The organism is Flavobacterium aquidurense, from assembly GCF_001404985.1.
Classification (GTDB): domain Bacteria; phylum Bacteroidota; class Bacteroidia; order Flavobacteriales; family Flavobacteriaceae; genus Flavobacterium; species Flavobacterium aquidurense_B.
Genome location: NZ_JRLF01000006.1, coordinates 534,548 through 547,285, shown reverse-complemented (window position 1 = coordinate 547,285; position 12,738 = coordinate 534,548). Strand labels below are relative to the sequence as shown.

Annotated in this window: 9 protein-coding genes; 4 read left to right on the top strand and 5 right to left on the bottom strand. The window is 34.1% G+C overall.

Annotated features, from left to right (window positions below):
• Nucleotides 1-10: 10 nt before the first annotated feature.
• A complete protein-coding gene (locus RC62_RS04005; protein WP_055092816.1) occupies nt 11-484 on the bottom strand; it encodes a hypothetical protein in 474 nt (157 codons plus the stop codon).
• 18 nt (nt 485-502) lie between these two features.
• Nucleotides 503-628 carry a hypothetical protein gene (locus tag RC62_RS23175; RefSeq protein WP_262494058.1) on the bottom strand — a complete coding sequence of 42 codons (126 nt, stop codon included), beginning with the start codon at nt 626-628 and terminating at the stop codon, nt 503-505.
• 319 nt (nt 629-947) lie between these two features.
• On the opposite strand from RC62_RS23175, the gene RC62_RS04000 reads away from it, so the two are divergent.
• Nucleotides 948-1,403, top strand: coding sequence for a hypothetical protein (locus tag RC62_RS04000; protein ID WP_055092814.1), 456 nt, complete (start codon nt 948-950; stop codon nt 1,401-1,403).
• Between the two features lie 138 nt (nt 1,404-1,541).
• Here RC62_RS04000 and RC62_RS03995 read toward each other — a convergent pair whose 3' ends face one another.
• The 3 genes from RC62_RS03995 to RC62_RS03985 all read right to left on the bottom strand — a co-directional run bounded on the left by RC62_RS03995 (nt 1,542) and on the right by RC62_RS03985 (nt 7,393).
• On the bottom strand, nt 1,542-4,757 hold the full coding sequence (locus tag RC62_RS03995; RefSeq protein WP_055092813.1) for a TonB-dependent receptor: 3,216 nt from the start codon (nt 4,755-4,757) through the stop codon (nt 1,542-1,544).
• Nucleotides 4,758-5,343: 586 nt separating this feature from the next.
• Complete coding sequence (locus RC62_RS03990; RefSeq protein WP_245176778.1) at nt 5,344-6,711, bottom strand: sensor histidine kinase; 1,368 nt, start codon at nt 6,709-6,711, stop codon at nt 5,344-5,346.
• Entirely contained in the window at nt 6,701-7,393 is a 693-nt protein-coding gene (locus tag RC62_RS03985; RefSeq protein WP_055092811.1) for a response regulator transcription factor, read from the bottom strand. The genes RC62_RS03990 and RC62_RS03985 overlap by 11 nt, the downstream gene beginning before the upstream one ends.
• A 336-nt stretch (nt 7,394-7,729) precedes the next feature.
• On the opposite strand from RC62_RS03985, the gene RC62_RS03980 reads away from it, so the two are divergent.
• The 3 genes from RC62_RS03980 (at nt 7,730) to RC62_RS03970 (ending at nt 12,733) form a co-directional block, all read left to right on the top strand.
• On the top strand, nt 7,730-8,434 hold the full coding sequence (locus RC62_RS03980; RefSeq protein ID WP_245176777.1) for a polysaccharide deacetylase family protein: 705 nt from the start codon (nt 7,730-7,732) through the stop codon (nt 8,432-8,434).
• 520 nt (nt 8,435-8,954) lie between these two features.
• Complete coding sequence (locus RC62_RS03975; protein WP_055092808.1) at nt 8,955-11,135, top strand: HAD-IIB family hydrolase; 2,181 nt, start codon at nt 8,955-8,957, stop codon at nt 11,133-11,135.
• A gap of 89 nt (nt 11,136-11,224) precedes the next feature.
• Entirely contained in the window at nt 11,225-12,733 is a 1,509-nt protein-coding gene (locus tag RC62_RS03970; protein WP_055092806.1) for a glycosyl hydrolase family 32, read from the top strand.
• Nucleotides 12,734-12,738 lie beyond the last annotated feature (5 nt).

Here is a 12,738-nt window from a genome sequence, read left to right as displayed (position 1 = left end):
AGCGCAATGCTTAAAATTTTCTGGGATTATTTACAGGATCTTTTTCTTCAAGATCCTGATCAATGTCGTATTCCTGGTCCAGTTCATCCTGCTTCAGGTTATCTGTAGCAAAACTGTCAGGATCGCGATCATTTTCATCATAATTTTCTACAAGATCATCATCTAAATCACTTTCATCAAGGTCTTCATCGAGATCATCATCTTCAGCATAATCGTCGTCTTCGTTTTCCCTGTCAAGAGCATTAGAGAAATTTTGATCTAAATCATCCTGGTTTTCATCTTCAGTCTGATTAAAGATTTCCTCATCGTCTTCGTATTCTTCATCGTTTCTTTTTTGATATTCATCAACATAACTTTCGTCATTATTGTGACTTACAGCATAAAGATCGTTTTCTTTTTTATCAGGATTCTGACGGACATCATCTTCTGGATGATAAAAATTACGGTCATCCCGACCGTAATTCTCACTATTTCCTATTATCATATATAATGAATTAAAGGTTTACTTTTTAGTCATTGGAGACTTTTTAGTATCGGCAGATTTTGTAGTACTTTTTGAAGTACCTGTTTTTTTATCTGTTGATTTTGTACTCGTAGTACTGCTGTTTTTGTGGTTTGAAGTGTTCATAATGTTAGATGTTAAATTAATAGATAAAATAAAATTCCTTTTAATTCATTTCATCGAATGTTAAATTCATTTCATTGAATGTTAAAAGGTTAAATCAAAATTAATATCAACACATACATATTTAATTATACGATTTTGTAGAGTAATTATATAATTTTCAGCATATTACGACAAGAGATTATAAAAAGGGTATAGAATGAAAATTATATAATTTGAAAAAAGGATTTTGTAAGTTATTCTGCGCTTATTTTAAAATATTTACATAGAATTTGTGCGTTTAATTACGGCACATTTTAAATAAGAATTTAAACTTATTACTATGAATAAAAAAGGACCTATAGTAATAATCGAGAATAAACAAGAAGACCGAAAGTTATTTATTGAGGTTTTTATGGAATTAAATTACGCCAACTCGATTATATATTTTAATACTGCCGAAGCAGCCTGCAATTATATGTTGCGCAATAAAATAAAACCTTTTTTGGTTTTCTCTGATATTGTTTTGCTGAATGTTATGAACTACAAGGTTATGGAAACTAACCCTGATAATGGTGTAGGAACGATGTTTAACTGTCCGTATTTGTTTTTTACAACATTATTTGAGCAGAGTTTTGTAATCGATCCCTATTCGCTGCCTACGCACAGCTATTTTGTGAAGCCTTTTGATTATGTTAAATTCAAGCAGGTAATCAAGACCATTATAGAATACTGGAGCCAGCCAAAATCTATTGCCCAGTATAATAAAATAGAGATTAAGTCAGTGAAAATTGAATAGTCAAAGAAAAAAGATATCGTAAATGGTATCTTTTTTTTTGACTATCAGGAAGATATTTAGGGAGAAATTCATAAAAAAAATCCCCCAGTTTCAAACCGCATGAAACTGGGGGATAGTAAAAAAATAAAAACACAATCTTTAGAAAGAATACCTAACGCCAAGTTGTCCTTGAAATCTTGAGGCTAATTGATCTATAGTATAAGGTGTTGCCGTAGGTTTCTGGAAAGTATATGTTGGGTCGCCAGTAGCAACTCCGCCTAAGTTTCCTGATTTTGTTAAACCAAGGTTTGCTGTTGAGTTATAGGTATTGGGAACAAAATAACTTCTTCCCCAATCTTTATTGATAAGGTTTCCAATATTTGCCATGCTAAATGAAACTTGAAATGTACCCACTTTTGCCACTTTTATTTCATCCATTAATTTCAAATCTGCCTGAATGTTCCATGGAGTCGTATCACCATTTCTTTGTGTGAAGGTTCCTCTTCGGCTTTTTAGATAGTCATTTCCGTTGATGAAAGCTTCGTAATCTGCCACTTGTTGAGCTGCTGTAGCTGATGGAACTCCCGCTGCATTTACCCCAATATATTTAGCTGCTTCTGCTGCATCTTTAAAAATATAAGCTAATCCTCCTGCTTGTCCGGTTCCTGCAATTGTAGAGTTTACAAATCCCCATGAAAACGGATTTCCTGATTGTGCATTAAAATATACATTGGCAGAGAAAGTATTGTTATCAGCTAATTTTACTGCATATCCTACATTAGAAACGATTCTGTGTTTGATATTAAAATTTGAAGTTGCCAATTGAGGATCATTAGGCGTCAAAGACTGGTTCATCTGGAAGTTACTTTCCATAGAATTACGAATTCCGTTTGTTACATCACGAGAATCTCCATAAGTATACGCCACCATAAAGTTAAAACCAAAATCATATGATTTTGAGATCATCTCTGTAATGCTGTATCTATATCCTTTGCTTGTATTTGATAACAAATAAGCATTTGAGAAAGCAGAATTGATATTAGCTGCATAAATTGGCATTTGGTGATTGGTATCATAAGAGAAATAAGTTGGATTATCCAGTTTATTTACTTGTTGAAATTCAAGATCACGAATTACTTTAGTATAAATACCTTCGGTTGTAAATTTATACCCGTTAATGATTTTATCAATAGCCAATGAGTTTCTTAAAACTGCCGGCATTTTAAATTTATTATCTACTAAATCTGCCTGTACTTTTGGCGTTGCGTCGTGATATCCGTTTAATCCATTCGTTGCCAAAGGATCACCTGCTGCTGCAACCTGAGCAGGAGTAAGGTTATTTTTGTCATAACTTCCGTAACCTACACCATCATTATAGTAGGCATATCCTAACCATGCAAACGGAATCCTGCCTGTAAATACTCCGGATCCGCCTCTTAAAACAAGCGTTTTATCCTCGTCTACATTATATGTAAATCCTACTCTTGGAGAAACTAATGCAGTTGTAAAAAAGTTGTTGCTAATTTGATTTAATGGCGTATAACTGTATGTAGTGCCATAATTAGGATCAGCAGGAGAATTTTGAACTTGTGGACTTAATTTTGGTTTATTTGGCAAATCTGTATAATCAACTCTCACACCCGGAGTAACTTTTAATTTGTTGCCAATTCTAATCTCATCCTGAACATAAACGCTATAAAGATTTACTTTGAATTTAGCATATGGATTATTAAAAATCTCATCTCTAGTAGAACCGTCAAAAGGATAGGTTCCGCGAACTCGGGTAGGGGTTTTGCTGTAGAAATCTGCCAGGGATTTGTATGAAACTCTTCCGTTAAGGGCATTTACAAATCCGTAATTAATGTCGTAGAATTCGTTGTGTGTACCAAACAATAAAGTGTGGTTTCCTGTTTTATACGTAAGGTTGTCTGTGATTTCGGCTGTATTTTGTTTCATGTTAAAAACAGTTGCTTCACGATCATTTCCTAAGAAAATAGTTCCTCCGTTATAACCAATTTCTGCTTGGGGAAACATTGCATTGCCTGATTTTGGATCACGGTAATCTTTAATGGCGGAGTAACTTGCAATAAAAGAGTTGGACCATTGGTTGTTAAAATGACTTTTTAATTCTAAAACCGTACTGCTGGATTGGTTTTTTTGAGTGAAATCCATGCTTGAAAACCTGAAATTTGCTGCATCACGCTCTAAGTTTGAAGCCTGAGAAATAACCGTATTGTTTCTTAACGAAAGAGAATGTTTGTCATTAATTTTCCAATCTAATTTATTGAAGAATTTCTGGCTCTTTGCAAAGTTGTTGTATGCGCCATAACTTCCCGGATCAAATCCGTAATTTGTTTTAACGAAATTCGAAATTTGTTGTGCCGTAGCATTATCAACCAATGAAGTTAATTTTCCGTTAGAATCTGTTTGTCCGGCATTATAAAACAAAGGATCTGTTCGTTCTGCGTATTCCATATTGGTAAAAAAGAACAATTTGTCTTTAATAATTGGTAAACCTAATCTAAAACCAACTTGGTAATCACCAAAAGATTTAGGCATTTTAGAACCATCACCTGCGTTATTAGGACCTGTCATGGCAGCATTTCTTCCATAACTGTAAATAGATCCGGTTACTTCATTTGTACCGCTTCTGGTAACGGCATTTACGCTTCCTCCTAAAAAGTTACCTAATTTAATGTCATAAGGAGCAATATAAACCTGAATATCCTGTATTGCATCCAAACTTATAGAATTCGAGCGTGTACTGCTTCCCGGCATTCCTGATGTTCCGGATTGCCCTCCTAAAGAAGGACTAAAACCAATCGCATCATTATTTATCGAACCGTCAATAGTTACGTTGTTGTATCTGAAATTGGTTCCTGCAAATGAGTTGTTAGAACTTTGCGGAACCAGTTTTGTAACATCCTGAATTCCTCTGTTGATTAGCGGTAAACCATTAATTTTTTTCTCATTAATACTTGTACCGTTGTTTTTAGAAGACGGTTTAGAACTTGTTATTACCACTTCTTCCAAAACATTGTCATCTGCTTTACTAACCACAATTGTAGGCAAATCGTTATCGCCAAGCGCTAAATGTATTTGTGCATTAGAGTAATCTTTGGCGCCCGCACTTTTAATTTCTAATTGGTAAGGACCACCGGCATTTAAATTTTCGAAACTAAATCTGCCTTGCTTATCAGTTACAGCTGTGTAAACTGAATTGGTAGGTAAATGTGTTAATGTAGCCTCAGCTCCGTTAAGAGGGCTTGTACCATCATTTACTTTTGCAGATAAGGATGAGGTTGTAATTTGGGCAAAAATGTTTCCCATTACGAGAAGCATTACCGCCGAAAAAAAGAGTTTTAGTTTTGTCATGTTGTTTTTAGTTTTTATTTGACAAAGAAACTCCCTTTGTTTCGATCAGATTTAACGCTTTTGTTAACTTAAAATCATAAAACAATTCATTGTTAACTTAGGATTATCAAGATGTTATTTCAAGAGAAAGGAATTAGCTCTTTAAAATCAACTACTTGTGTAAAAAGCTAAAAATAAGTAGATTAAAGCTAGATTTAAAGTAGATTAGAAAAAGATTAGAGTGTTAAGCAAATGTTACCGATCGCAAAAATTGGTAATCTAAGGGAGAAGTATCCTAATGAAAATAAATGATTATTTAACGTGCTGAGTGTAATTTAAAAATATTTAAACAAAACCTTATCGTGACATTTTTAAGAATTAGATAATAAAAATATATCGCTCCGCTGGAGCTTAGAATTGGGCGGGTATATATTTGCTATAAATATTAGGCTCCTCCGGAGCTCTCTTTTTAGGCTGTTAATAAAGTCCCGGAGGGACGATATATTTATAGAAAATTAAATATCCATATTTCAAAATAGCCCCATCGGGGTGACATATTTATCGATTTTATAATAAATATATGTCGTTCCTTCGAAAGCTATTTTATTCAAGGAAACACCAAAGAAAACGAAGTTCCTTTTCCTAAATCTGAATCTACTATTAACTTAATATGATGAAGTTTGAGTATTTGCATCGTGATAAAAAGACCCAATCCCTGTCCCTGAATGTGGCGCGTATTATCGCTTCTGTAAAAAAGATCAAAAATAGATTTTTGATCATTTTCTGAAATTCCGGAACCATAATCTGTAATTTTAATTACCAGTTTATTTTGGTCTGAAAGTGCAAATATTTCTACTGGTTTAGCAAAGGAGAATTTTACGGCATTATCCACAATATTGTACAACGCTATAAAAAGCATGTGTTTATTGGCAGAGACAGAAAGTAAATCTTCCTGATTGGCAATAGCATCGAGATTCACAGAGATCTTAGATTCCGGATATTCTATGGCTTTCTTTTCGAGAACATTCCATAAGATTTCATCTATTCTTACGGTTTCCATTTGCTGAGGTTCAGACAATTCAAGTCCTGATAATACAAGAAGGCCTTCAAGTGTAGCTTTGAGATGTAAAGTATCTTTTCTAAGAGATTTTAATATTTGCTCGTATTGCTCGTTTGTTCTTGGCTGCTGCAGTGATACATCAATGTCTCCAATAATAATGGTAAGCGGGGTTTTTAGTTCGTGTGAAGCATTTTTCAGAAAATTATTCTGAATCATGATGCCGCTTTCTAATCTTTCCAGAAGATAATTAAAGGTAGTAACGAGTTCTTTAATTTCGTCTTTACCATTTTTGTTAGGCACATCTAATCTGGAATGAAGATTTTGTGTTGTTATAGTATTTACTTTTTCAATAACTTCTGTAAACGGACGAAAAGTCTGCTTTGCCAGAAATGTTCCTAAAAGATAATTTAACGGAATTCCCGCCAGATAAAACAGAATAAACATACATCCAAGAATCTCAAGCTGTCGGTTACCCGCACGATCGATTCCTGAAACGACAATGATAAAATCGCCCTGATTGTCTTTATAAAATAATGCTACAAATTGCCTTTTGCCTCTTGTAAAAGTTTGCAGTTTTTCTTTTTCAATACTTTTCAGGTCTTTATCACTTAAAGCAAAATCTACAGTATCATTTACATAAATCTTACTTGTTTTAGCATCATAAACCCGAATAGATTCATTATTGATTCGTTTGTACTGAAGTTCAATTTGTTTATATCGCGAGCTGTTCATCTCTTTTATTTCATCTTTTTCAAAATAAAATAATGCTGTTGTCATCGCATGATCTTCCAGATTGTCAAAATAAAGGTCTTTCATATGACTTCTAAAAAAAAGGAAAGAACCCGCCATAAGCAATCCCACTATAAAAGCAAACAGCAAAGTAGAATTAACCGCTAATTTATTTTTAAGATTCATGACTCTTTTGTTTCAGCATATATCCCGTTCCTTTGATAGTATGAATGAGCGGAGTAGGGAAGTTTTTATCTATTTTGTTGCGTAAATAATTTATATAAACATCCACAGTATTTGATGTAGTATCAAAATCGATATTCCATACAGCTTGTGCGATAGCGATTCGAGATAATGCTTTTTCGCGGTTTTTCATAAAAAAAATCAAAAGCTTTAATTCCCGGGAAGATAAGTTAAGTTCTTTTCCATCTCTTGTCGCGCTTTGTTCTTTCATATTAATTTGGACTCCGGCATACGACTGAAAATCCAGAATTCCGGTGCTAAACTCTGCACGACGAAGCTGGGCGTTTATTCTGGCCAATAATTCTTCAAACAAAAAAGGCTTTGCCAGATAATCATCGGCACCGGCTTGTAAACCTTTTACTTTTTCGTGTGGTGTATCGAGCGCACTCAAAATTAATATTGGAACTATTATTTTCCGGCTTCTTAGTACTTCGCAAACTTCAAATCCAGTTATATCAGGAAGCATAATATCGAGAATAATGATATTATAGTCATTTTCCATAACCTCTTTTATAGCTTCAAAACCTTTTGCAATTGTTTTGATTTCATATAAATGTTCCTCAAGTCCTCTTGTAATAAAAGAAGCAACTCTGGGATCGTCTTCAACTAATAATACTTTATTCATAACCAAATATAATAGGAATCTTTAATAGTGGATTTTCTACCATTTGCAAAATCGTCTGTAAACCCAGCGCATTGTGTGAAATTTGTCGTTATAAAAGTAATTAAAAAGTAATCGCTATTGCAAAAAAATGGTGCGGGAATATAATACTGGCTGATATTAAAAAATTACTGAAACAAGAATAAATGCTGTATTGGAATGTTATATATTTGAAGTAGAAAAATACTTTTTTAAGAGCCAAAACTATTAAACGACAAGTACTATATGAAGCTATTCTACACAAAAGCAATACTTTTTTTACTGTTCTTAACCTTTTTTTCCTGCGAAACCAAAAAGCAAATGCCAGAACCCAAACCTTATAAAGCGGGCGTGCTTTTATCTTTTGATGATGCTTATGTCGATGAATGGTACGAAGCTGATCAGGCCTTGAAAAAATACGGATGGAAAGCGACCTTCAATGTGTGCCGAATAGATTCTATAGGAGCTCCCCAAATAAAAAAACTTCTTGAAATGCAAAAAGAAGGACATGAAATTGCAGGTCATGGATACCATCATTATAATGCCGTGAAGTTTGTTCAGCAGCATGGGATCGATGCTTATATGAAACAGGAAATAGATCCTATGATTGTTTCAATGAAAAGACTTAATTTTAATGTTACCTCATTTGCTTATCCTTATGGCGAAAGATCTCAGGCTTTGGATAAAGAATTATCCAAGGATTTTAAAATCATAAGAGGAAGAGCTTTTGGAGGTGAAGCACCTGAAAAACAAGATAGCTTTTTTAATAATTCTAAAATTGTTTTTGCTTTTGATATCGACAACAGTCACATTCATTTTAGTATTCCGTATGTTTTAGAATTATTGGATTATGCTAAAAAGCATCATAAAATTTTACTCCTATGCGGTCATAAACCGGTTAAAAATGTAACCGAAAATTATCAGACAAAAATTGAAACCCTGGAGTTTATTTGTAGGTATATGAAACAGAATGATCTTAAGTTTTATAAGTTATCTGACTTAGATGATTTACTGCCTGAAGAATAAAGTAAACCATAATAAGACGTTTTTTATAACTTCCATTGGATTTTTTCGATAAAAATTAATCTTTTTTTTCAGGAGCTAATTCCCGCTATCCGTTACAATCTTTTGTGCCTCCCGAAGCCTCGGGACCGGCACAAAAGGATTTCCACTTCTATCGGGGCTAGGACAATCGTTTTCATAATACTATTTTCATTTAGTTTGTCATTTCGAGGAACGAGAAATCTCCACCAGAAACTCCGCAACGAAATCCCAATCTTTGTAGAGTTACTCACGGAGATTTCTCGTTCCTCGAAATGACAAATGATACGGATAATTACCCACATATTATTGAATCATTTCAATCCTTTTAATCTGTGGCAAAACCTTTTTTTCGTGTTTTTCGAAAATCATAAAATTTACTTCGCGACCACCATCATTCTTACAGTTTTGTTATTAAATGTTAAGAATCCTGTTATTTTTTTCATTAGCCCGGGCAAAACTGCTCGATTTTTCGTACCTTAAAATTTCTAACAAATAAAGTACAATGATGACAAAATTACGAATTTCATTAATCAACATTCATGGACTGCTTAAAGGTTCAGGTTTGGAGATTGGTAGAGATGCTGATAATGGCGGACAAACAAAATATGTATATGAACTTGCTGAGTTTTTATCACAACATGAAGATGTCGAACACGTTCATGTATTTACAAGATTAATTGACGATCCCAATCTTTCGCCGGAATATGCCGTACCAATCGAAATCATTAATGATAAATTAGACATAAGGCGCATTCCTTTTTTAGGAAAAAAATACAAGCCTAAAGAACAATTATGGGACGGTTTAGACACTTTTGTAAACGGAATTGTCCAGCATATCAAACTTCATGATATATTTCCAAACTGGATTCACTCACATTACGGAGACGCAGGATATGTTGCCAGTGAATTATCAACAATCTTAAATATTCCATTTGCCCACACGGGACATTCACTTGGTTTTCATAAAAAGAAAAAACTGCTCGAAAGCGGTATAAGTGAAGAAGAAATTGAAAAGAAATTTAAGTTTAAGCAAAGAATTGCTGCCGAGGAAAAAACATTAGAATTATCTGAATTTATTGTAACTTCTACAGAGCAGGAAATCGAAACTTATAAACCTTACCTAAACTTCGATTTGGGTAAATACCACGCCATTTCTCCTGGAATCGATACCAGCAAATTTGTTCCTTACTATCATAGGGAACAAGACTCTGACAAACAAATGGAAGAGGAGCAGAGAAAATATTGGGTGGCAGAAACCATTTCTAAATTTTTAATCAATCCGCATAAACCATTTATTCTGGCGCTTTCAAGACCTGATCGTCATAAAAACCTTCATACACTTATCGAGGTTTACGGCAAGGACAAGGAACTGCAGAGTATTGCCAATCTGGTTATTTTTGCCGGAATCAGAAAGGATATTTCGAAAATGCCTGAATCAGAAAAAGATGTTCTGACAGATCTTTTGTTGCTAATGGACAAATATGATTTGTACGGTAAAATGGCTATTCCTAAAAAACATGATGTCGAAAATGAAGTTTCGATTATCTATCGTTATGCAGCAGAAAAAAGAGGTGTTTTTGTGAATTTGGCTTTGCATGAAAATTTCGGTTTAACCGTAATTGAATCTGCAAGTTCAGGTTTGCCCGTTGTAGTAACTAAAAACGGAGGTCCATCTGAAATTATTCCAACATGCCAGAACGGAGAACTGGTAAATCCACTGGATGAAAATGAAATCAAAAAAGCATTGCGAAATATTTTGACCAATGAAAACCAATGGAAATATTACTCGAATAACGGCGCCATAAATATCCAGAAACATTACAGCTGGTTAAGCCACGTTAATCAATATGTTGAGTTGGTAAATGAAAACTTATCAGCATCTTCCGGTTCAGGAATAAAAAAGCAGCATTATCCTAATATTAATATCGAACGGTTAAAAAGAAAAGTGGCGCATTTATTTGTGTCGGATATTGACGGTACATTAATAGAACCAAAATTAAATAATCCGGGACTTATAGAGTTAAAAGAACATTTAGTTAACCGTACGGATAAAATGGCATTTGCCCTGGCATCCGGACGAAATTTAGCATTGGTTAAGCAAGTTATTGAAGAAGAACAATTTCCGGTTCCGGATTTTATTATTTGCTCTGTGGGTACCGAAATTTATTATACAAACGGAAAAGAGTACATCTTAGACAAAGGCTGGGCAAAATTTTTAGCCGGTCGATGGAAAAGAGACGATATTGTAAATCGTTTAAAAGAGATTCCGTGGTTGCGAATGCAGGAAGAAGAAGCCCAAAATCCTTATAAAATATCTTATTATTATGATAAAGAAAATTACGATTATGATCAACTAATTGCTGTTTTGGGTGTAGGATGGTATAAAGTAAACATTATTCCGAGTCACGGAGAATTTATTGATTTTATTCCCAAAAGAGCATCAAAAGGAAATGCAATTAAATTTTTATGCCGCAAGTGGTCTATTCCGTTATCTAATGTTATCGCAGCAGGAGATTCAGGAAACGATATCGATATGTTCAGAGGTTCTATAAAAGGAATTATTGTAGGCAACCGAAGTATAGAACTGGCCAATTATGAAACTACAAAAAGTATTTATGTGGCAAAAGATGCTGCTTCGTCCGGTATTCTGGAAGGGCTAAAACATTATAAAATAATTAAGTAAAGTTTGTTGAGGAGAATTTAATATATAACCTATGTTTCTGGTGGTTAGAAAAAATTACACTCAACAAATTAAATAAAAAAGTATAGAATATGTATTCAGGTTCAGGATTTAGCAATTGGGAAATAGGAGACGTTGATGTATTTATCGATGAAAACGGAGTCCATCATCTATTTCATCTTATTATTCCTAATCACGATTATATTGCACATGCAGTATCAAAAGATGGTCTTTCTTGGAAAAGAGTAAAAAATGCTTTGTTTGTAGGAGATCCCGGCGAGTGGGATGATGATATGTTATGGACAATGCATGTGAGTAAAAATTCTGCGGGAGAAGGTTACGAAATGTATTATACAGGCTTAAAACGTCAGGACAAAGGAATTACGCAAAAAGTAGGGCGGGCAGTTTCTCCGGATTTAATTCACTGGACAAAAGACAATCAATATGGTTTGCCGTTGCGAAGTGATGCACCGTATTATGAAAGCAGGGACAATAACCCAAGGGAATGGCTGAGTTTCAGGGATCCTTATAAATATGAATTTGAAGGAGAAGATTATTTACTAATTTGTGCGCGCAGTGCCGTAGGACCAACTTATAGAAGAGGCTGTATTGGTGTTGCAAAAAGAGGCGAGAAGGGTTTTGTACTTCAAAAACCATTGCATGTCGCGTATGTATATGATGATATAGAATGTCCTTGTGTGGTAGAAATAAAAGGAATGCATTATTTATTGGGTTCTATTCGTGAAGACATAAAAGTGCGATATTGGTTTTCTCCTGATTTTAAAGGAGAATATCATGCATTTCATAATAATGTATTAATGCCGCAAGGTAATTATGCTGCAAGAATTGTAAAAGAAGGCGAATATTATTTGATTTATAATTTCTACTTCGTTGGAGGAAATGTTAACACGCTTCGGGTAATTCCGCCGCCAAAACAGCTTGATGTTGATAGTAATGGCAGACTATTATTAAAAACCTACCACCATTGGCGAACGCTTTATCAAAGGACAATTTACCAAAGAAACTTACCAGTTCCGGTTCCTATTTTAGGAAATCCATCGGCAAATTTTGAGGTAGAAAATGAGAGCAAATGGCGCATTGGCTGCAGAAGCGGATACGAAGTTTTTTGTTTCGAAAAACCTTCAGAAAATTTTGTCTGGGAAGGTACGCTCGCAGTTGAAGGAATGGGAAAAACAGGTTTTGTTATCGAATGTGATGAAGAAGGAACAGCCTATTATATATCAATTGATTTTGTAAATGGTTTTGTGCAATTCAGAGCTTGGGGATTTAATGAAAAAGATGTTAAAAATAATTTTGTATTTGAAAATATACAAACCAATCAGTTCGAAATAGTAGAAAACAAAGAAATTTATTTTAAGATTATTCGCTACGGAAATTATTATGAACTTTCGATCAATGATGTCGTCAAGCTAACTTTGCTGGACTATAAATACAGTGAAGGCAAAATTGGAGTATATGTTTGTTCTGCAATTGTATCGCTGAGTGATTCAAAAATTCACGTTATTCCGGAACCTGAAAATGAATATGCAACCGCAGATCCTAATAAAGCTTTTGATGAATATAATAAAATAGCACAGTAGGTTGG